This window comes from Pedobacter nutrimenti, from assembly GCF_032678445.1.
Lineage (GTDB): Bacteria > Bacteroidota > Bacteroidia > Sphingobacteriales > Sphingobacteriaceae > Pedobacter > Pedobacter nutrimenti_A.
Genome location: NZ_JAVTSQ010000015.1, coordinates 1 through 23,021, shown reverse-complemented (window position 1 = coordinate 23,021; position 23,021 = coordinate 1). Strand labels below are relative to the sequence as shown.

Genomic DNA, 23,021 nt, shown 5'->3' with positions numbered 1-23,021 from the left:
CAAATTAAACAAATAACATCAACAAAAGCCGGATATCGTTCCGGCTTTTGTATTTTTGCTATATCATGAAAAACTACCCTATGGCAAAAATACTGATTATTGAAGATGATCTTACGTTCTCTCAGTTGTTAGAAGGCTTTCTTAAAAAGCATCAATATGAGCCACTAGCAGTTCACGATGTGAAAGCAAGTCTGAAGATCATAAATCAACAGGATTTCGACCTGTTCCTGGTAGACTACCGCTTACCCGATGGAACTGGTCTTGACGTATTGTCTCATTTACGGGAAAAAGGATCCACCGTTCCAGTGGTGATCATGACCAGCTTTAACGATGTCAGGACAGCAGTAAAGTCTATCCGGCTGGGCGCTTTTGATTACATCACCAAGCCTGTAAATCCCGATGAACTGCTGATGATCGTAAAAAGTGCACTGGACAAAAATGATCCGGCTGAACCTGTAAACCAGGAACAGCATGCAGACACCATCAAAGGAAAAAGTTCCACTTCAGATAAACTATATGAGCACATTAGTCTGGTCGCCCCTACCGACATGTCTGTGGTGATTCAGGGCGAAAGTGGCACCGGAAAAGAATATGCGGCCAGGACCCTTCACTTGCAAAGCAAACGCAGCAACAAACCCTTTGTGGCCATAGATTGTGGCGCCCTGTCCAAAGACCTTGCAGCAAGCGAATTGTTTGGACATGTAAAAGGGGCCTTTACGGGTGCCCTGAACGACAAAAAGGGACAATTTGAAGCCGCAGATGGCGGCACATTATTCCTGGATGAAGTGGGAAACCTGAGTTATGAAGTACAGGTAAAACTACTTAGAGCCTTACAGGAAAGAGTGATACAGCCTATAGGCAGCACCAAGACCATTGCGGTAGACGTAAGGATTATAGCTGCAACCAACGATGACCTCAACAACAGTGTAAGCAAAGGGACTTTCAGGGAAGACCTTTACCACCGCCTGAATGAATTCAAGATCCAGCTCCCTGCCCTGCGTGACCGGGGAAAAGACATCGACTTGTTCATCAACCACTTTATTGAAATTTCTAATGCAGAACTGGGCAGGAATGTAAAATACCTCTCAGATGCAGCAAAAGAACTGTTATATAAATACGATTGGCCGGGAAACCTTCGGGAACTGAAAAACGTGATCAAAAGAATGGTCTTGCTAACCGCAGGAGAAACTGCGGAAGCCACTTCGCTCCCGGATGAAATGATCATTTCTGTAAACCAAAGTCCTAAGCCCAATACATCAGACCTTAAAGCCATCAATGAAGTGAATGAAAAGTCTCTGATTATTGAAACCCTGATCAAAGTAAAATACAATAAATCCCAGGCTGCAAGACTTCTTAATATAGACAGGAAAACGCTATACAGTAAAATGGAACGCTATGAGATCGAGTAATGCTCAATCTCATAGATTAACTTTTTCAATCTTCCCAGCAGCATTCTTACTTGTCTAACCTGAGCGGGGGCTATTTTTTTTGATTCATTCAGTTCGATTTCCATTTTTCTAAAAGCAGCCGCAAGCTCCCTGCTTCCCATCTGTGCAATACGGCCCGCAAGACGGTGAGTGACCAAAGAAACATGCGCAACATCTTCACCAGCAATCGCATCTTCTATTTCCTGGTCGTCCTGAATGCAGTCCTGAACAAAACGGTTCATGATCTTATCGAACTGTTCCTGGTCACCAAAGGTCATTTTTTCTATATAGGAAGGGTCAAAAACGATATCTGGCTCCGTATCCAAAGGGACAGGCAATTCATTTTCCAGTACAGACAATAAATCCAGCTCTTTAAAAGGTTTCATAATCAGGCCATCAAAACCGCCAGCCAGAAGTCCGGCACGCTCCTCCGGCATGACCTGGGCCGTCATGGCATAAATCTTCACTTCTTTTCCAATCTTTTCTCTCATGAGGCGGCAAAGCTCAGTTCCCGGAATTTCCGGCATCCGGATATCCATAAAAATAAATTGCACTTCAGGATCCCATTCCGCATTCAACATATCGCCCGGTTTATTAAAACAGGTATAGTTGATCTGGTGATTTTTGAAGATCAAACTACAAAGGTTCAGGATCAACTGATCATCGTCAATCACCCATACTTTATTTCCCCCGGATGGAAAGGTCAGCCGCTCTTTTACAGCATCTAGTTCTGGCGCTTCTGCCACTGCAAACTGCAAATAAACCGTAAAACTACTCCCCAGCCCCTTTTTACTTTTCACATAGATTCTTCCACCCTGATTCTCTACCAGAGATTTAACAATGGTTAATCCAAGGCCAGCCCCGGTTTGATTCAAAATAGATTTCTCCGGAGCTTCGGCCTGCTCGAATTCATTAAAAATATATTGGGTTTCCTCCTCAGACAAACCAATTCCTGTATCCTTTACCAGGAAAGTAAAATGAAGCAAATCTCCCTGTCTCTTATAAAACACGGAAAAAAGCACCTCACCCTCCACAGTAAATTTAATGGCGTTGCTCAGTAAGTTAAACAGGATCTGCTTCAGACGGAAGGGATCCCCTTGTATGTATTCTATGCCGTTAAGCTCAAAATTAACAGCCAGGCTTAAAGCCTTCCGATCGGCCTGTTGTTTCACAATAAGCACAACCTCGTCGAGCAGTTCCCTGACGTTAAAAACCTTATTCGTAAATGTAAATTTGCCGGAAATCAAACGGTTATAGTCTAAGATTTCATTCACGATCTGCAACAGGTGCTCTGAAGAATGGTAAATGGCATCAATATATTTCCTGCCAGGATTTTCCTGCTGTTTGATCAGCTCCGCATAACCAATAATAGATTGAAGGGGCGTGCGGATCTCATGACTCATATTGGACAGGAAACGTTGCTTGGCCTTTCCATGATATTCCGCTTCTTCTGTAGCGGCCTCCATTTCCTTCCTGTATTTATTGCTCCGGGTAATATCGGTCAGAATCAGGTAAAGCAACAACACCATAAGGAGAAAGAAAACCACCATGATAATGCTGATCCGGTTAATACCCGTATTGACCACTTTTTTTGCCTGGATACCGTTCTGTTCTATCTGTGCCACAGCTTCACTTTCTACCTTTTTAAGGATGCCCAGCATCTGGCTGATGAGCAAACTATTGGCATTGGCCAGAACCGCCTCTCTGTTCAAAAAGCGTTGACTCTTGATTTTTTGCTCTTTTTCTATGGCCCGAAGGGATTCTTCCATTCCCTTCACAATTTTTCTTTCGTTGGATAAAGCGATGGTATCTCTTTTTACCTTTTCTTCATTAACAATCTTAAAGGTTTTATCTTCTTCGCCTTCCGTCTTTTTCTTTCCAAAAATTTTACTAAAAAAACTTCTCGGCTTCTCTTCCGAGGGTATCACAGTAGTGGTAGAGGTCCTTTTTTCAGAAGTCACGACTGTACTGTCTGCCTCTGCCGAATTTTTATTGACCAGATCATTGAACTTCTGCACCTGGGTTGAGAAAGACTTGTTATTGATCAGTTTTTCGCGAACTTTTAAATAATTTACAAATTGTTTATCTCTAACCGTCAAAAGTCCATCAATAGAGGCAATCCTCCGGAGCTGAACAGAATCGCCCGCATATAAGCCCGCAAGTGTATCCAGCAACGTTCTCAATTGCTTTGAATCTTTAAAAAACTTATTATAATTACCCGGATCATTCAGGGCCTGTTTTTTCTGCACCTGGTCCAGTGCAGATATTCTCCGGGACAATTCGTTAACCACACGAAGCTTCTCATTTGGCGAAGAGATGTTCTCCACCGTATTCATCATTTCCCGAAAAGCTACCTTACTCACCAACCAGGCCATAAAAAGGGCAAAGCAGGCCAGTACAAGTGCCAAAATCACTTTACCTCTTATGGCATGAATAAAACCTTCCTTAGAAACACGCATCATATGCATTTATTACAGGAAAAATGATGCCAAGCTCTGAGATCTGTGTTAATCCAGCCAAATTAGCGGATATTTTACCGGAAGATTCCTGATGACTTCTTCTCCTTTCGGATCGTGGTCCAGCTTTACCCAGGTGGCCAGCCACTCTTCATTACCGTAAGCAGCCGCCCCCAGCACCAAAAACGGCTGTGCCACCGGCCATTCGTCCCAGTGCATCACATCCGGCTTCAACTTCCATAAGGATTTATCAGCAACGTAAGGAAACATGTATTGAATTCCCTTTTTAATGGATCTCCCGTCTGGTGTAGAATAATTCCACAGGTTGTTCTCGGGCGTAGACAGCACCCTGCATAAGGTGGTCATTACATCCAGGTTAAAAAGCGAATATCCATAGGCTTTGGTTCTGGCCTGTTCAAGTGGAAAGCTTCCATCTGCTGCCATTTGGTCTGGCAGAAGTACATTTTTATACCGGTCAATACAGAATTTCTGCAGTGCTGTATTATTGGTCAGCCCGGAAAAAGCAGCAATCTGCAACACAAAACAAGTCCCATGATTATTTTTCGCGTTCATTTCTGCTTTGCCGTTGGGATGTTCCATAAGCCAGGTGGTATAATCAGCAAACCATTGTTTAATTTTCTGCAGGTCCTCACCCTGCATTTTGCTGTGCATCACATGAATTCCCATCACCACATCCAGCAAATGAATGGTATCAATAATTCCAATACCCCTTCCTGTATACAACCCCTTTATCGCCTGCGCATACAAGAGATTAGGGTTCATCCGGGTCTGTTCATCAATAAACCAGGCCCTCAAATGTTTCTCCGCAGCCTGAACATACTTCGCATTCCCTGTAATTTTATAGGCCGAGGCCAGTGCCCCGATGATCCGGCTAAACCGGATCATGGCCAATCTGTGTGCAGTAAAATTCTCCGGATTGGTCATACCATCCCTTTGGATATAAGGCCCGTTTGGATTTTTTGGATCCGGCCACCAGTAATCACCCTCAGAAAAGAAATCATGCTTCCCTCCTGCGCTTCTTGGAGAAGAGGCCGCAGTTACAGTGATCGGATCTGCCTTTAGAGCAGCATTGGCTTCCCGTAATATTTGTTCCTTAAGTACGGATTCTGCAGTCTGAAATACTTGTGAAGAATTTTTGTTGTTCTTTATAACTGAACATCCTGATAAAATAAGACTGAGTATCAACAGGAACCTGCCTCTGCGTAAAAACATAGATAATTTGGTTAGATTAAATCAAAGTTAAGATATCAGGATCAAAGCCACCATACAAATTGTAACACATTTGTTATTTCAAATTAATTTATTTCTGGCCTGTTCATTCATTAAGCATTAAAACTATCTTAGTCTTTCTTTTTCCAGCTCATGAATTATATAAAGTTCTCTACCTCTTACCATACCGGAAAACTCCAGTCAGAATTAACGGAGGTTCTAAAAGAAGAATGGCCTTTACATTTTAATACAAGGGATTTTAATGGCGACTGGAGGAGTATTTCCCTTCGTTCCGCCAGTGGACAAAACAAAGACATCTACGCCCATCCGGACGTTACCTATCAAGACACACCTGCACTTGGTCTGATGCCCTATGTAAAAGAGATTCTTGATTCCTGGAAGTGCGACAAAGAAGCCGTACGCCTGCTATCGCTGGCACCCGGAAGTTTCATCAAACCTCATCAAGACCAGGGATGCAGTTACGCAGATGGGCAATTCAGAATTCATATCCCGATTGTAACCAATCCAGAGGTATACTTCACCATTGAAGATGAAAGACTCCATCTGGCCGAGGGAGAATGCTGGTATATGGATTTCAGTGCCACACATAGCATTGTTAACGCAGGTAGTTCCGCAAGAGTACACCTGATCATTGATGGGATACGCAACGACTGGACAGACCAGTACTTTGCCCAACATGGGTATAACCTCAGCGAAAAATCTGCCGGAGTGGTCCATGATGAGGCGACAAGAAATGGCATGATCCGGGAACTGGAACAAATGAATACAGAAACCGCCAGACGTTTAATTGCTCAATTAAGAACAGAAATATAATGCAAATCACTCCAATAGCCAATTGGATCCCCTATCAGATGAACTACACCAGTGAAAGCGGCTGGATGCTCAAATGGCTTGACCTCGGAAAAAAAATCATAGACGACCCTTTTTTTGACGAGACCATACAAATTTGCCGTTCCAAACAAAGAGAACGATCTGCTTTACAAAGCCTTTCCAACCCAGATTTTATGATTGAGGCCTGCAAAGGATTACATTTTCTGGCGCCCTCAGCTTTCATTTTTCATGTATCCAGATGCGGCTCGACTTTACTTTCACAAGCTTTTTCGCAGTCAGACGAAAATATCGTCATTGCAGAAGCACCCTTACTCGACGAGATTTTAAGGGCCGGGGAAAAACAACCTGAAATCCAATTACCTGTTCTGGAAACCTGGTTCAGATCTGCACTCCACTTAATGGGCCAGCACCGGAATTTTAAGGAAAGCAATTACCTCATCAAACTGGACAGCTGGCATATTCACTTTTATGAGACCTTGCGTCAATGGTTTCCAACGACTCCCTTTTTCTTCCTTTACCGCAAACCAGAAGAAGTAATCGCCTCTCATGATAAGCGAAGAGGTATTCACAGTGTTCCCGGAATGGTCAGTAACATCCTCCTTAAGACCAAAAGGCCGGACCATTATGGAAGTGACTTTAACGGTTATACAGCAGAAGTCTTACAGCAGTACTATCAAAAACTGGCCGTAATACATCAGCTGAAACATTCGGAAAACCTGTTTTTTGATTATGCAAAGGGTGTAAAAGAAATGGTATTCGCTTTCAGTTCCTTTACGGGAATACCAGTAAATGAGAATCTGCTCGGACGGTTAAATTACCACAGCAAATCTTCAAATGAATCATTCAGACCCGAAGCCAGTCCCGAGCCCGGAAGATTCTACTTCGACGATTGCCACCACAGTTATGAACATTTAAGAGCCATCAATAGCTAAGCACAATCAACCAAGCTTTTCTTTTTCCGCAAGGTTTAATGTTGTAGATTGCAGTTCAAATTTAAACCGAATATACCATTTAAGAATATCCTATTAAAAATGACAGAGTGCACTTTCCTTCGTGTTTTTTATGAAATTCATCAAAGTAAAAAACAAAGAGACCTTACGCCTGAGTACCCCAATTTTGATCACCTTGAAAACATATGGCTAAGCATTTATGGCCTGGGAAAGTACGAAACCTATCATTTTATATATGCAGAATGCAGACATTTTAATCATTTCAATCAATGGTTAGATCAGCTTAAGGGCAACGAATTCCTGGAAAAGGCCGCAATTCAGTTCAACAACTGGCTAACACAACAACCAGATTCCGATCCAGCCCCCCTCCCTACGCAAAAACAATTACTCAATGAAGAGCAATTGCAGTTCTGGGAGCAATATGGCTACCTCAAAATAAGTGATCTCATTGAACCAGAACTTTGTGATGAAGTCAAAGAATTGATCTGCACACACCTGGGCATCAATTTATCAAATCCATATACCTGGTATACGCCACATCCAGACTGGCAAGGGCTTATGGTACAAGTCTATCAGGACACCAGACAAGAAGCGATCAGGAGACATCCAAATGTACATCAGCTGTTTTCAGAACTTTACGCTGGCCAGCAAATCATTGCCAATACAGAAAAAGTGAGCTTCAACCCGCCCGAAACCCCATACTGGCTGTTCAGAAGCGGTGATCTTCACTGGGATATAGATCTGGACAAGCCGGTAGAATATACCATACAGGGACTCATCTACCTGGACGATGTTCCAGAAGACCGGGGACCATTAACTTTGGTTCCAGGAGTACACCGTCAATTTAACGAATGGATAAAATCGTTCAGAACTCTTGAAGACGCGCACCATGTTATGCGAAGCCAGGTACAAGGCACACCAGTACCCGGAAAAAAAGGAGATATCATTGTCTGGCTCAATACGCTTCCTCATGCAGCAAGTGCCAACCACTCCTCTTTGCCAAGATTTGTTCAATACCTCAGTTTCTCAAAATTATAATGGGTCATATTGTTCAGTTTACAGGTTTATCCGGAAGCGGGAAAACAACTTTATCAAATGCCCTTCTTCAATGGGGAAAGCAATCTGGTCTAAGAATTAAACTCATAGACGGAGACGTTTATCGTCAAACCCTCTGCAAGGATCTGGGTTTTAGCAAAGCAGACCGTCTTGAGAACATCTTCCGCCTGGGCAATTATGCTTCAAGTCTTCTAACAGATTATGATTTCATATGCATAGCCGCTATTAATCCATACGAAGAGGGAAGGCTACAGCTGAAACTAAAATATGGAGCCTTATTAATCTGGCTCAAGTGTGATTTGGAAACACTTATTCAGAGAGATCCCAAGGGCTTATATAAAAAGGCAATGCTTCCAAATGGTCATCCCGACAAAATATACAATCTTACCGGTCTCAACGACACTTTTGAAACGCCGCAGCTGGCAGATTTAACCCTGGACACCAGCACATTAAACCTTGATCAATGCCTCCGGTTAACTGTTGATTTTCTGAGCAGCAGAAAGATTCCTTAGCACCACGTGTGCCAGAGCAAACTGATCTTTATGCGCTAAACCCGTAATAAGGTATTTATGATGAAAATCAATTCTTTGCTTATTTTCGTTAAAACCAAACCTGGTTTTCCCTATGATCATTCCATTTTCTCCGGCCTGACTTAATACAACATCGTACTTTTCCTTGTTTTTTAAGATCATTGCACCCTGCAAAATCTTATTGCTGCTGCCACTGGCTATAAAATCAATGTGAGCAGAGACCTCTGCCAATTCCTTACTGCTAAATTTATCCTCGTCAAAACCCAGTTGGGACAAGCAAATCACCAGATCACAACCAACCTCCCCCTTTAGATATTCCGCAGTTCTGTTGGCTGCAGTATAAGGATTTTCGAACAAAACCCCTTCTATATCCAGCCGCGGGCCGACACCTGTTACACCAACTTTCAATCCCTTTGTTTTGATCACTATGTAAGGTTTAATTGCAGAGCTCAATACGGAATGGCTAAACCTATAATTGCAATTCACCAGGGAGAAATTCATCTGTGGGATCAATTCCGAAAAACCGGCCTGGCCCATAGACAACTCGTTAATTCCGATGGTTACAGCGTGGTAGCCAATTTTGTTCATCAGACCAACCGCTTTTTCATGCCTTTCCCGGCTTTGTTGCCCATCGAGGAAATTACCTGCATCAACAACCAATCCAGATACATCTTCATTGGCCATCAAAGCAAGAACTTTCTCCAAGCCTCCAAAACCGTCCTGATTACTTTTGATCTGACTGTTCATATCATTGGTCTGAAAGATATTGATACACTTTCCTGCATCAACAGTATTGATCTTTTTACTAACATCAGCTAATGCCTGTAGGGGTTTACCAAGCATAGTAACTCCAGCTAAAATGCCCGAGCTTTTCAAAAATGATCTTCTGGGAGAGGACATAATTAATAGTTTTATAAAGTAATTATAGGGAAAAAAAGCAGGTAACGCAACATTTGTATAAATATTATATTTTTATTCAAATTCTATTTGAAAGAATTTAATATTGTCTTATATTTAAATTTAATTTTATTGAGTGAATTCATCAATCAACAGAATTAAATTTTTGACACACCAAATTAACGGGCCTTTTGAATTGTTTTATGAAAGCAATCTTCTCCATCACTGGTTTATCTTCTGTCCATAGTGAGATACTTCGCCCGTTAAATCCCCATCGGCATATTCGGTTTATTCAGTACACATATCAAAATCAAATTTTATGGATCCTATACTAGGAACAGTTATCATTTTCGCTGGTAATTTTGCCCCACGAGGCTGGGCGCTTTGCTTGGGCCAACTCATGGCAATTTCACAGAATCAAGCACTCTTTTCCATCTTGGGCACTACTTATGGAGGAGATGGAGTGACCACATTCGCATTACCCGATCTGAGGGGAAGAGTACCTGTTGGACAAGGGCAGGGACCTGGACTTTCCAATTATGTTTTAGGGGAAAAAACTGGGGTAGAAAACACCACTTTAACCGTCAATCAAATGCCTATGCATACGCATGTTGCCACAACTGCGATGAAAGTAAGCAGTCAGCAGGGTGACCAGGTAACACCAGTAGCAGCCAGTTCTATTTCAGCAGTTAAAGACATTAATGGTGATCCAGCCAAGGGTTTTAGTTCCCAGACTCCAGATATAGGCTTAACCAATGCCGTTACAAACACAAATGGCATGGCCGGCGGCAGCCAACCCTTTTCCCTCCTCCAACCGGTTCTTTGTGTGAACTATATCATTGCCTTGGTAGGCATTTTCCCATCAAGGAACTAATTCAAAAGATATAAAGTCCATGAAACAGTCATCTTCATTACGCCTCATTCTCACCACATTTCTATTCATTGTTCTTTGCTCTTTAAGAACTTTTGCTCAACTCAGTCCGGGAGACATCGCTATCGTCGGTTTTAATTCTGACACAGAACCCGATGAACTCGCCTTGGTTACCCTGGCCAGTATCCCCTCGGGCCAGGTCATTAAAATAACCGACAGGGCATGGACGGGGTCAAATGCATTTGACGTGAGCAATACCACGGCCGAAGGGCTGTTAACATGGACAACAACCTCGGTTATTCCTGCCGGGACCTTGCTTAAACTCACTATTGCTGCAGGTGGTGGTACCGGCGGTACCCTGACCTCCTACGGAACAGTAAGTCATTCGGGCTGGACAGATTTTGCAGTAGCCAGCGGAGGAGACAATTGGTTCATTTATACTGGAACGGAAGCCGCTCCTACTTTTATTTATGGCTTTGCAAACTGGTCTACAGACCTTGCCGGGGGAGGAAACTGGTTAAGTTCTGGAACGCCTTCTGCGACCACCTCCTATAAACCATCTGGCCTTACTTCAGGAACTACAGCTGTGGCCCTAACCGGTAGCACATTGCATGGAGACAATACGGTTTACACAGGTATTATCAGTGGTACCAAAGCGCAAATTCTCGCTGCCATAGGAACGACCAGCTCCTGGCAAAGCAGCGAAGACACGCCAAAAAATCTGAATCCTGGAGGGACGATATTTACACAACCCAACCCCTCCTTTACCATTACCACGCCAGGCGTAGCTTTATCTACCGCTCCAACGCTTACATTCTCAAATGCAACTGGCTTTGGAGACCATATCGCACAAGATGGAGATGGAGGATCTGTAACCATAACAGATCTTGACCTTCAAACCTACCCGATCAACAGCTCAGCTGTGTTGTTAGCCGCAGATCCTCTGCAATATCATGATTCAAGCCAACCCAGCTGGACAGGGTATCCACCTATTATTACCTACGGTGATATCAACCCCAATTATGGCTGGACTATTAAATCCACAAGCGGAACCAATTTCTCCCTTGAATCTTTAAATTTCATGGATTGGGGCGATCAAACTCCTGGAATCGTGTTCAAAATAGAGGGTTTTGATGGCGGTGTTTCCAAAGGCTCTTTTACCTTCCCGGGAAACACCAGTGTCGCGTTCATTCCACTTTCCCAGACTTCCGGCAACCCCTCCTTTAAATTACCGGCTTTCTTTAAAAACATTGATGAAGTGAGGCTTTCCCGTGCAGACGGCGCGGGTGCTTATATTGCTTTAAATGACATTAAGGTAAATACACCTTCAGTTGCATTAAGTAACAACGCAGATTTAAATGCTCTTGTTTTAAGTTCCGGAGCGTTAAACCCTGTTTTTGCAGCCGGAACACTAACGTATACGGCAAGTGTACCAAACTCTACAGCAAGCGTAACCATAACCCCTACCGTTGCAGAGAGCCATGCAACCATAAAAGTAAACGGAACTACGGTGGCCAGCGGAGCGGCTTCCGGAGCCATAGCACTTGCAGCTGGCAGCAACACGATTACAACAATTGTAACCGCGCAAGATGGCTCTACAGCCAAAACCTATACCATTATCATTACCAAAGCCGCACCTACTGTTATTGCCCTTACACCCATAACTTTAACAAATCCACAAATAGGCGTTACCTATAGTACAACGTTAACTTCGTCAGGAGGAACAACTCCATACACCTATACTGTAATGGCAGGTACTTTGCCCACCGGCCTGTCCTTGTCTTCTGGTGGAGTACTGAGCGGTACACCTACAGCCTCTGGTGCATTCAATTTTACCATCACAAGTACAGACGCCGTTTCGTTCACAGGATCGCAAGCTTATACGGTAACCATACTCATACCTACCATTGTACTTAACCCCGCCAGCCTTCCAAATGGAAGTCTGAACTCCGCATACAGCCAGGCGATAACGGCATCTGGAGGAACAGCTCCTTATTCCTACACTATATCTTCAGGAAGTTTACCTCCGGGGATCAACTTGCTTTCCGGAACCCTGTCTGGCACGCCAACTACTGCCGGGGATTATAATTTTGTTGTAAAAGCAACAGATGCATCTACCGGAACCGGCAGCCCTTTTTCAGTCAGCAATTCTTATAGCCTGACTATTGCGAAACTAACGCAAAGCATTACCTTAGCAACAACTGCCTCATCCATTTACGGAACATCAGATTTTGATCCTGGGGCAACCAGCACAAGCCTCCTTCCTGTTACCTACAGCACAAGTGATCCTGCAGTTGCTACAGTTATCGCCGGAAAAATCCATATTGTTGGAAAAGGTACAGTAACTGTTTATGCGGATCAGACAGGTAACAGTCAGTACCTTGCTGCACCACAAGTATCTCAAACTTTAACCATTACTGCAAAGGCAATTACGGTTACTGCAACAGCAGGGCAAAGCAAGGTATATGGCGCAGCTGATCCAACATTCGTTTATACCATCACCAGTGGGGGCCCGCTTCTAACCGGGGATGCCTTTACAGGTACACTTGGAAGAACTGTCGGCGAAAACATCGGTACCACCTATGCCATTAACCAGGGAACCTTAAACGCTGGTAATAATTATACCGTCACTTTTGTTCCGGATAACTTTGCCATTACTGCAAAACCAATTACAGTTACCGCAACAGCAGGGCAAAGCAAGGTATATGGTGCAGTTGATCCATTATTCGCTTACACCATTACCAGTGGTGGACCACTGAAAACAGGTGACACTTTCACAGGTGCACTCGCAAGAGCGGCTGGTGAAAACATAGGAGCCGCCTACGCCATTAATCAGGGAACCCTAAGCGCTGGCAGTAACTATACCATCACTTTTGTTCCGAACAATTTTGCCATTACTGCGAAACCAATTACTGTAACCGCGACTGCTGGTCAAAGTAAGGTATATGGTGCAATTGAGCCTATATTGGCTTACACCATCACCAGTGGTGGACCGTTGAAAACCGGTGATTCTTTTATGGGAACATTGGAAAGAGCAACCGGCGAAACCGTTGGAACGACTTATGCCATCAATCAAGGGACCCTAAGCGCTGGCAGTAACTACACCATCACTTTTATTCCTGATAATTTTGCCATCACTGCAAAACCGATAACGATAACGGCAACGGCTGGACAAAGCAAGGTATATGGTGCAGCTGATCCAACATTCGCTTATACCATTACCAGTGGGGGTCCGCTTCTAACCGGGGATGCCTTTACAGGTACACTTGGAAGAACTGTCGGCGAAAACATCGGTACCACCTATGCCATCAATCAAGGAACTTTAAGCGCGGGTAATAATTATACCATCACTTTTGTTCCGAACAACTTTGCCATCACTGCAAAAGCAATTACAGTTACTGCAACTGCCGGTCAAAGCAAGGTATATGGTTCTGCAGATGCAACATTGGCTTATACCATTACCAGTGGAGGACCACTTCAAACAGGCGATACTTTCACAGGTACACTCGCAAGAGCAGCTGGTGAAAATATAGGAACTACTTATGCCATTAACCAGGGAACTTTAAGTGCGGGTAACAACTACACCATCACTTTCGTACCTGATAACTTTGCCATTATTGCAAAACCAATCACGGTAACAGCAACTGCTGGTCAAAGCAAAGTATATGGTGCAGTTGATCCATTATTCGCTTACACCATTACCAGTGGCGGCCCGCTGAAAACAGGCGATGCTTTCACAGGTGCACTCGCAAGAGCGGCTGGTGAAAACATAGGAGCCGCCTACGCCATTAATCAGGGAACCCTAAGCGCTGGCAGTAACTATACCATCACTTTTGTTCCGAACAATTTTGCCATTACTGCAAAAACAATTACGGTCACTGCAACTGCTGGTCAAAGCAAAGTATATGGTTCAACCGATCCAACATTCGCCTATAGCATCACCAGTGGCGGTCCATTGCAAACTGGTGATTCTTTTACGGGAACATTGGAAAGAGCAACCGGCGAAACCGTTGGAACGACTTATGCCATCAATCAAGGAACCTTAACTGCAGGCAGTAACTATACCATCACTTTTGTTCCGAACAATTTTGCCATCACTGCAAAAGCAATTACAGTTACTGCAACTGCAGGACAAAGCAAAGTATATGGTACAGCAGACCCATTATTCGCTTACACGATCACTAACGGTGGACCATTGAAAACAGGCGACGCTTTCACAGGTACACTTGCAAGAGCAGCAGGAGAAAACATAGGAACCACCTATGCCATTAACCAAGGAACTTTAAGCGCGGGTAATAATTATACCATCACTTTTGTTCCGGATAACTTTGCCATCACTGCAAAAGCAATTACAGTTACTGCAACAGCAGGACAAAGCAAAGTATATGGCGCAGCTGATCCAACATTGGCTTATACCATTACCAGTGGAGGCCCGCTTAAAACAGGTGATGCTTTCACAGGTGCACTCGCAAGAGCAACGGGTGAAAACATAGGAACCACCTATGCCATCAACCAGGGAACTTTAAGTGCGGGTAACAACTACACCATCACTTTCGTACCTGATAACTTTGCCATCACCGCAAAACCAATCACGGTAACAGCAACGGCTGGTCAAAGCAAAGTATATGGTGCAGTTGATCCATTACTCGCTTACTCGATCACCAATGGTGGTCCACTAAAAACAGGTGATGCCTTTACAGGTGCGCTCGCAAGAGCGGCTGGTGAAAACATAGGAACTACTTATGCCATTAACCAGGGAACCTTAAGTGCAGGTAGCAACTACACCATCACTTTCGTACCTGATATCTTTGCCATTACTGCAAAACCAATTACGGTCACTGCAACGGCTGGTCAAAGCAAGGTATATGGTTCGGCAGATCCACTATTCACTTACACAATCACCAGCGGCGGTCCATTGCAAAGCGGTGATGCCTTTACCGGTAAACTGGCAAGAACGACAGGCGAAAACGTAGGCACAGCTTATGCCATTAACCAGGGAACACTAAGTGCAGGCAATAACTACACCATTACTTTTGTCCCTAACAATTTCGCCATTACACGCGCAGCACTGGTGATCACTGCTGACAATAAAGAGAAATTTGCCGGAACAGCAAATCCTCCGTTAACAGCCAGCTATCAGGGCTTTGTCAACCAGGAAACAAGTGCAATCTTAACGACAGCCCCTATGCTGAGCACTACTGCGACAACAAGCAGTCCAATTGGAGATTACCCAATCAAAGCCTCAGGAGCTGCTGCAACAAACTATAGCATTACCTATGTAGACGGAACCCTGAAAGTGAAACCAGGATATCCGACAAGCATCAGCCTTGCTGCTGTTACTTTATACGAGAACAGACCTGCGGGCACCAATGCAGGTACATTAAGCAGTACCGCCGATGATCCGTTAGCTACTTTCAGTTATACCCTGGTGAGCGGAGCGGGAGATACGGACAATGCTTTATTCGCAATTACTGGAAATCAGGTTAAAACAACAGCAAGCCTTGATTACGAAACCAAGTCCAGCTACAGTATTCGGGTAAGAAGTACTACCCAATATGGTTTTAGCCTGGATAAAGTACTACAGATCAACATCAGTGATGTAAACGAAATCCCAACATTGAACAACATTGCAAACCAGACCATCTGTTATACAACCACATCTCAGAATGTTAAATTAACAGGTATCAGTCCGGGACCAGAAAGCGCACAAACCACCACATTAAGCGTCAGCAGTACAAATACTGCACTTTTCGAAAGCCTGAATATTGTCAAAAATGGCAGCAATGCCGGAACGTTAACCTACAAGGTTAAAAACGGTGCAAGTGGAACAGCAACCCTAACCGTTACCGTTAAGGACAGTGGCGGGCAGGCCAATGGTGGTACAGACAGTTACAGTACAACGTTCACCATCACAGTTAACCCGCTTCCGGTAGTGGCCATTAGCAGCGATCAGGGTAAGAGTATTTCCAAAGGTGTAACCGCCCAGTTAACAGCAACAGGCGGAACCAGCTACAGTTGGGCAACAGCATCTGGTATCCTGGGTGGCCAGAATACAGCCAAACTTAGCGTGAGGCCAAGCGTGACCACTACTTATACCGTAACGGCCACCAATGCCAGCGGATGCAGTACGACAGAGAGCTTTACTCTTGAAGTCCGTTCTGACTACCAGGCTGTCGATGCAACAAACATCCTAAGCCCTAACGGAGACGGCAAGAATGATCTTTGGGTAGTGAGAAACATAGACCTTTATCCAAACAATGAGGTTAAAGTATTTGACCGTGCAGGACGGATCGTCTTTGGACAGAAAGGCTATAACAATACCTGGGATGGAACCTATAATGGTGTACCCCTACAGGAAGGCACTTATTATTACATTATTGATTTTGGTACCGGCCAGTTAAAGCAAAAAGGATTCATCACCGTAGTTAGAAACAATTAACTAATACAAAGATTTAGACATTATGAACACGATCAAAAAGATATTAATTAACCTGGTTCTAATCACAATTATGGGAACAGCTGCAAAAGCGCAGCTGAACCCCTTAAGTGCCCAATACTTTACCAACCAATACCTGATCAACCCAGCCTTCGCCGGTTATACACCAGGCGTAAAAATAAATGCAGCCTACCGTAAACTCTGGAACAATGTTCCCGGAGCACCACTTACACAAAACGTAACCGCAGATTATGGTTTCCAGAAGGTCGGTATTGGTCTGAATGTTTACAACGAAAAGGCAGGTCTCCTGAGGCAAACAAGGGTAGTAGGCAGTTATGCTTACCACCTGCCACTTAACGGAGATGGTCAACAACTGAATTTCGGTGTATCCCTTGGCTTTTTAAACCAGAGGCTCGAAACCGCCGACATCAATGGTGATCCTAACGACCCTTCAGTTGGACAGTACAATGATCGCAAAACCTATCTTGACGGAGATTTCGGCGTGGCTTATACCAGCAACCACCTGAACATTCAGGCCTCCATTCCAAATTTAAAAACCTTCTTCAAAAAGGATGAGATCAAAATGGCCGATGTCGCTACTTTTTACAGTGCAATCAGTTACAAGATCAATTTAAATGCAGATGAAAGACCAGCACAGATAGAACCCAAAGTTGCCTTTAGAGGTGTTAAAAACCACAGCAATATCGTAGATGCCGGTGCGCAGCTTGGATTTGCAAACCAACAGGTTTTTCTTTTGGGCCTATACCACAGCACCAAAAATGCCACTTTTGGAGTTGGTATGGATTACCAGAATAAATATATGATCAGCGGTACCTATACCACCCAAACTTCTGCTTTGACCAATTATACCAACGGAAGCTTTGAACTTGATCTAAGAATCAGTTTCAGGTAACCAGCATCCATAAAAAAAGCCGGTTTGAGTATTTCAGACCGGCTTTTTTTATGGATAAAATTCAGTTACTCTACGGTAACTGATTTGGCAAGATTTCTTGGTTGATCTACATTACAGCCCCTCAACACTGCGATGTGATAAGAAAGCAGCTGCAAAGGAATCGTTGCCAGCAGCGGCAGAAATGCTTCGCTCGCATCAGGTATTTCAATACAATAATCGGCCATCTTTTTCACCTCGGTATCACCCTCTGTAACAATAGCCACCACAATTCCTTTTCTCGCTTTCACTTCCTGAATATTGCTGATCACTTTTTCATAAGAAGAATTTTTGGTTGCAATTACGACAACCGGCATTTCTTCGTCAATCAAAGCAATCGGACCATGCTTCATCTCCGCAGCCGGATAACCTTCGGCATGGATATAAGAGATTTCTTTTAACTTCAAGGCACCTTCAAGCGCCACAGGAAAGCCGCTTCCTCTACCCAGGAACAGGCAGTTTCTGGAATCTTTAAACTTCTCAGCAATTTCTCTGATCAGGGTATCTGATTTTAAAGCAACTTCGATTTTCTGTGGAATATTATCCAGCTCGGTTAACAACTCGACCAGTTTAGAATTGGTTACCGTACCTTTTTGCTGAGCCATATAAAATGCCATCAGCGTCAATACCGTCACCTGGGCTGTAAATGCCTTTGTCGAAGCCACACCAATCTCAGGGCCTGCATGCGTATAGACACCTGCATGTGTAATACGTGGAATAGATGCACCCACCACATTACATACACCAAATATAGTTGCCCCTTTTTCTTTGGCCATTTCAATAGCTGCCATCGTATCTGCCGTTTCCCCTGACTGTGAAATTGCGATAACCACATCTTTCTCCGTAATGATCGGATTTCTGTACCTGAATTCAGAAGCATATTCTACTTCAACAGGAATACGTGCATATTCCTCAATCAGGTATTCTCCAACCAAACCAGCATGCCAGGAAGTACCACAGGCCACAATAATGATCCGGTCTATATTTTTGAGCTTCTCCGCGTACTCCTTAATTCCACCCAATTGTACTTTCCCTTCAGAAGGATAGATCCTACCCCTCATACAATCCCGGATAGAGCGTGGTTGTTCATAGATCTCTTTTAACATAAAATGATCATATCCACCTTTTTCCAGCATCTCCAGTTTCAGCTCGAGTTCCTGAACATATGGTGTCTGAACGACATTATCCAGACGCTTGATCACCAATTCATCGCGTTTTAAAAATGCGATTTCGTTGTCATTCAGATAGATTACATTTTTGGTATATTCTACAATAGGTGTGGCATCAGAAGCAATAAAATATTCTCCTGCACCAACACCAATCACCATAGGGCTTCCTTTTCTTGCCGCAATCAGCTGATCCGGCTGATCCTCATCCATAATCACAATGGCATAAGCACCACTCACTTCGTTAAGTGCAAGCCTTACTGCTTCCAGAAGATCTACACTCTCAGACTTGTAAATATCTTCTACCAGATGGATCAGTACTTCAGTATCCGTATCACTCTTAAATACATGCCCTCTGCGCTCCAGTTCTTCTTTAAGGGTGGCATAATTTTCTATAATTCCGTTGTGGATGATACTCAATTTACCATCATTTGAAGTATGAGGATGTGAATTCCGGTCAGATGGCGCACCATGGGTAGCCCATCTGGTATGTCCTATCCCAATAGTACCCGACAGGTTCTTTCCTTCTGCAAAATTTTCCAGCTCAATCACTTTACCCGCCTTTTTGAAGATATTCATCCCCTCATCGTTGATCAGCGCGATGCCCGCACTATCATATCCCCTGTATTCCAGTCTTTTTAGTCCTTTTATAACGATTGGCCAGGCTTCCCTGTAACCAATATATCCTACAATTCCACACATATGGTCCTTTTTATATAATTTCTATGAATTAATTTTAAATTAAATGGTACTGTAAATTTATATATATTACTTAACATCAGCAATGTACATCCGCTCATTTTTTTACCAGCCACGTTACATTTCTATTCAACTCCATTCAGATCCAGAGAATCCTAGAAATTAACAATATTTACATTTTCCAAAATTTTAATCAAATTTTAACATGATTAATATCCTTTTAATTAATAATAACACTACATTGCATAACAATTATATTACAATTACTTGCTTCCTGTTGCTTTAACAATTCATGTCACCTGAATCAACCTTTCAAACCATAAATGAACCCGTAGCAATTGAACAATTGATTGCAGCCTTGTCTTCCTTCCATCCCCTCAGTGAAGGCCTCAAAAACGAAATCACCGCCAGAGTCCAAACCGTAAAGCTGAAGAAGGAGGAGTTCCTGATGAAACAGGGTGAACATTGTTATTATTTCTATTTTCTGGTCAATGGCATATTAGTCGCTACAACCAACAGGAACCATAAAGAACTGACTACTTTTATTGTAACCGATGGCAATTTCGTCACTTCAGTAACAGGAATGTATGGCTATGTACCTTCCGAGGACACCGTGTATGCCGTAGAGGATGCTTTACTTTTAGCCTTACATGCTGATGACATGCAGGAGATGTATGACCGCTTTCCGGAGTTTAATATTGTCCTGCGTAAAATCTTTGAAGATTATTTTCAAGGTGCTCACGAACGTTCTAATATGATCCGGCTAAATACGGCAAAAGAAAAATATCTGTATCTCCAATCCTATATACCGGAGCATATTCCCCGCATTCCACTGGCACATACGGCGAGCTATCTGGACATCAGACCGGAAACACTGATCAGGATCAAAAAAGAATTACAGGCGGAGCAAGATCAATCACAATGGATAGACCTGCACGCTAAATTAGAAAAGCATATCGCACAACATCAGAATTTTCGTCAAAATAACCTGACCCTGGCACAATTAGCCAAAGAATCAAATATTCCTGCTAATCAACTAAACTTTCTTTTAAAGAATAAATACAACAAAAGCTTCACGAAATACGTTAATAGTTTGAGAGTTAATTACGTAAAAGAAAAATTAGCCAAAGAAAATGAATGGAAACACCTCACTATAGAAGCTGTTGGTATGGATGCCGGATTCAAATCCAGGAGTGTCTTCTTTTCGGAATTTAAGAAACAAACCGGAATTACCCCCGGAGAGTTTGCTAGAATGGCAGGAAGAAGTCCAGAATTTGAATTTGAGACTACATAGTATCGTAATAGATTAGTTACAGTAGAAATAAGGTGATAAATTTACACTGAAATGGAAAATATGTTAAGTAGTAATATAAAAATGGACTGGATCAACAAGGAACGCACATATAGGGAATGCCCAAAATGCCGTCAGGGAGAACTGGACACCAGAGTTCCAAGAGGCCCGCTATTTAAACATTTTCTCTTTTGGATGCCTTATAAAAGGTACAGATGCAGCAATTGTCAGGCAAAGATTCATATACTTGAGAAGAAATAAAAAAAGGCCTTTTGGATATCCAAAAGGCCTTTTTTTATTTCTTCTCAATGCCTTATTCAACGGTAACCGATTTGGCCAGATTTCTTGGCTGATCGACATTACAGCCTCTCAAAACAGCGATATGATAAGACAACAATTGCAATGGTATAGTTGCCAGTAGTGGTAAAAATGCCTCACTCGCATCCGGAATCTCAATACAATAATCCGCCATCTTTTTAACTTCAGTATCACCTTCAGTAACAATAGCAATAACCTGCCCTTTTCTGGCTTTTACTTCCTGTATATTACTGATCACCTTTTCATACGAAGAATTCTTTGTTGCAATTACTACAACAGGCATTTCCTCATCAATTAAAGCAATCGGGCCATGTTTCATTTCGGCAGCAGGGTATCCCTCTGCATGGATATACGAGATCTCTTTTAATTTTAAAGCACCCTCCAGGGCAACCGGGAAACCACTTCCTCTTCCAAGGAAAAGACAATTTCTGGAATCTTTAAACTTTTCAGCGATTTCTCTAATCAGCGCGTCAGACTGCAAAGCCAATTCAATTTTTTCAGGAATATTCTCCAGTTCAGTTAAGAGTTCAACCATCTTAGAATTGGTTACTGTTCCTCTCTGCTGTGCCAGGTTAAAGGCAATTAAAGTCAATACGGTTACCTGAGCCGTGAATGCCTTGGTACTGGCCACGCCGATCTCAGGACCTGCATGGGTATAAGCACCCGCATGCGTGATTCTTGGAATAGAAGCACCAACTACGTTACACACCCCAAAAATGGTTGCGCCCTTTTCTTTAGCCATCTCAATAGCCGCCATCGTATCTGCAGTTTCACCAGATTGAGAAATGGCAATAATCACATCGCTTTCGTTGATGATCGGGTTCCTGTATCTAAATTCCGAAGCATATTCCACTTCAACAGGAATACGCGCATATTCTTCGATTAAATACTCCGCAACCAAACCTGCATGCCAGGATGTTCCGCAGGCCACAATAATGATCCGCTTTACATTTTTAAGCTTATCTGCATATTCATTGATACCACCCAGCTGAACTCTTCCTTCTGAAGGGTAAATACGGCCCCTCAGACAGTCTCTTACAGATCTCGGTTGCTCATAGATCTCTTTCAACATGAAATCATCATAGCCGCCTTTTTCCAGCATTTCGAGTTTCAGTTCCAATTCCTGGATATATGGAGTCTGGATCACATTGTCCAAACGCTTAATCACCAACTCGTCGCGCTTTAAAAGTGCAATTTCATTATCATTCAGATAAATTACATTTTTCGTGTATTCCACGATCGGTGTGGCATCGGAAGCAATAAAATACTCGCCATCTCCAACTCCAATCACCATTGGACTGCCTTTTCTTGCAGCAATCAGTTGATCAGGCTGCGCCTCATCCATCACCACAATCGCGTAAGCACCGTTCACCTTATGAAGTGCTAACCTTACCGCCTCCAAAAGATCTACATTTTCAACTTTGTAGATCTCTTCAATAAGGTGGATCAATACTTCTGTATCCGTATCGCTGTTAAACTCATGGCCTTTGCTTTGGAGCATTTCCTTAAGCGTAGCATAGTTTTCTATGATACCATTATGGATAATGGTTAAATCACCGGCATTAGAAGTATGCGGGTGAGAGTTACGATCACAAGGCTCACCATGCGTTGCCCAACGCGTATGGCCTATACCAATGGTTCCTGTCAAATTTTTACCTTCGGCAAAATTCTCCAGTTCCACAACCTTCCCGGCCTTTTTGAAAATATTTAAACCGGCATTATTGATCAGTGCAATACCAGCACTATCATAGCCACGGTATTCTAATCTTTTTAGTCCTTTAACGACAATTGGCCACGCTTCTCTGTGACCGATGTATCCGACGATTCCACACATAAATTAATAGGTAAGATGTTTATGATTGATATTGATTGTCATAATATTTTATGTAGTCA

At 43.1% G+C, this 23,021-nt stretch carries 14 protein-coding genes; 9 read left to right on the top strand and 5 right to left on the bottom strand.

Annotated features, from left to right (window positions below; all coding sequences use genetic code 11):
• Positions 1 to 80: 80 nt before the first annotated feature.
• A complete protein-coding gene (locus R2S08_RS24230) occupies positions 81 to 1,409 on the top strand; it encodes a sigma-54 dependent transcriptional regulator (RefSeq protein ID WP_316837555.1) in 1,329 nt (442 codons plus the stop codon).
• On the opposite strand, the gene R2S08_RS24225 is transcribed toward R2S08_RS24230, so the two are convergent.
• Together R2S08_RS24225 and R2S08_RS24220 are read right to left on the bottom strand one after the other, a co-directional pair.
• Positions 1,394 to 3,889 (bottom strand): ATP-binding protein, encoded by a 2,496-nt coding sequence (locus tag R2S08_RS24225; RefSeq protein ID WP_316837554.1) that lies wholly within the window; start codon positions 3,887 to 3,889, stop codon positions 1,394 to 1,396. The two genes, R2S08_RS24230 and R2S08_RS24225, sit on opposite strands and share 16 nt — an antisense overlap.
• Positions 3,890 to 3,934: 45 nt before the next feature.
• Positions 3,935 to 5,116, bottom strand: coding sequence for an alginate lyase family protein (locus tag R2S08_RS24220; RefSeq protein WP_316837553.1), 1,182 nt, complete (start codon positions 5,114 to 5,116; stop codon positions 3,935 to 3,937).
• A 150-nt stretch (positions 5,117 to 5,266) separates the two neighbouring features.
• Here R2S08_RS24220 and R2S08_RS24215 point away from each other — a divergent pair, with 150 nt between their 5' ends.
• From R2S08_RS24215 to R2S08_RS24200, 4 genes are all read left to right on the top strand, one after another.
• Positions 5,267 to 5,947 carry an aspartyl/asparaginyl beta-hydroxylase domain-containing protein gene (locus R2S08_RS24215; protein WP_316837552.1) on the top strand — a complete coding sequence of 227 codons (681 nt, stop codon included), beginning with the start codon at positions 5,267 to 5,269 and terminating at the stop codon, positions 5,945 to 5,947.
• Entirely contained in the window at positions 5,947 to 6,897 is a 951-nt protein-coding gene (locus tag R2S08_RS24210; RefSeq protein WP_316837551.1) for a hypothetical protein, read from the top strand. The genes R2S08_RS24215 and R2S08_RS24210 overlap by 1 nt, the downstream gene beginning before the upstream one ends.
• 99 nt (positions 6,898 to 6,996) lie before the next feature.
• On the top strand, positions 6,997 to 7,953 hold the full coding sequence (locus tag R2S08_RS24205; protein ID WP_316837550.1) for a phytanoyl-CoA dioxygenase family protein: 957 nt from the start codon (positions 6,997 to 6,999) through the stop codon (positions 7,951 to 7,953).
• Positions 7,953 to 8,483, top strand: a complete 531-nt coding sequence (locus R2S08_RS24200) for an adenylyl-sulfate kinase (RefSeq protein ID WP_316837549.1) — start codon at positions 7,953 to 7,955, stop codon at positions 8,481 to 8,483. Before R2S08_RS24205 ends, R2S08_RS24200 begins: the two co-directional genes overlap by 1 nt.
• Here R2S08_RS24200 and R2S08_RS24195 read toward each other — a convergent pair.
• Positions 8,445 to 9,401: a hypothetical protein gene (locus R2S08_RS24195; RefSeq protein WP_316837548.1), complete on the bottom strand. Its 957-nt coding sequence runs from the start codon at positions 9,399 to 9,401 to the stop codon at positions 8,445 to 8,447. The genes R2S08_RS24200 and R2S08_RS24195 overlap by 39 nt on opposite strands.
• Positions 9,402 to 9,717: 316 nt before the next feature.
• Between R2S08_RS24195 and R2S08_RS24190 the strand changes: the two genes are divergently transcribed.
• The 3 genes from R2S08_RS24190 to R2S08_RS24180 are packed head-to-tail and all read left to right on the top strand — an operon-like array spanning position 9,718 to position 17,618.
• Positions 9,718 to 10,272 carry a phage tail protein gene (locus R2S08_RS24190; RefSeq protein WP_316837547.1) on the top strand — a complete coding sequence of 185 codons (555 nt, stop codon included), beginning with the start codon at positions 9,718 to 9,720 and terminating at the stop codon, positions 10,270 to 10,272.
• A gap of 19 nt (positions 10,273 to 10,291) precedes the next feature.
• Entirely contained in the window at positions 10,292 to 16,708 is a 6,417-nt protein-coding gene (locus R2S08_RS24185; protein ID WP_316837546.1) for an MBG domain-containing protein, read from the top strand.
• A gap of 22 nt (positions 16,709 to 16,730) precedes the next feature.
• Positions 16,731 to 17,618 (top strand): PorP/SprF family type IX secretion system membrane protein, encoded by an 888-nt coding sequence (locus tag R2S08_RS24180; RefSeq protein ID WP_316837545.1) that lies wholly within the window; start codon positions 16,731 to 16,733, stop codon positions 17,616 to 17,618.
• 65 nt (positions 17,619 to 17,683) lie between these two features.
• Here the strand turns inward: R2S08_RS24180 and glmS (R2S08_RS24175) are convergent, their stop codons facing one another.
• Complete coding sequence (gene glmS, locus R2S08_RS24175) at positions 17,684 to 19,522, bottom strand: glutamine--fructose-6-phosphate transaminase (isomerizing) (RefSeq protein ID WP_316837544.1); 1,839 nt, start codon at positions 19,520 to 19,522, stop codon at positions 17,684 to 17,686.
• 289 nt (positions 19,523 to 19,811) lie between these two features.
• Between glmS (R2S08_RS24175) and R2S08_RS24170 the strand changes: the two genes are divergently transcribed.
• Complete coding sequence (locus R2S08_RS24170; protein WP_316837543.1) at positions 19,812 to 20,813, top strand: helix-turn-helix domain-containing protein; 1,002 nt, start codon at positions 19,812 to 19,814, stop codon at positions 20,811 to 20,813.
• Positions 20,814 to 21,123: 310 nt separating this feature from the next.
• Here R2S08_RS24170 and glmS (R2S08_RS24165) read toward each other — a convergent pair whose 3' ends face one another.
• Positions 21,124 to 22,962 carry a glutamine--fructose-6-phosphate transaminase (isomerizing) gene (gene glmS, locus R2S08_RS24165; RefSeq protein ID WP_316837542.1) on the bottom strand — a complete coding sequence of 613 codons (1,839 nt, stop codon included), beginning with the start codon at positions 22,960 to 22,962 and terminating at the stop codon, positions 21,124 to 21,126.
• Between the last annotated feature and the right edge of the window lie 59 nt (positions 22,963 to 23,021).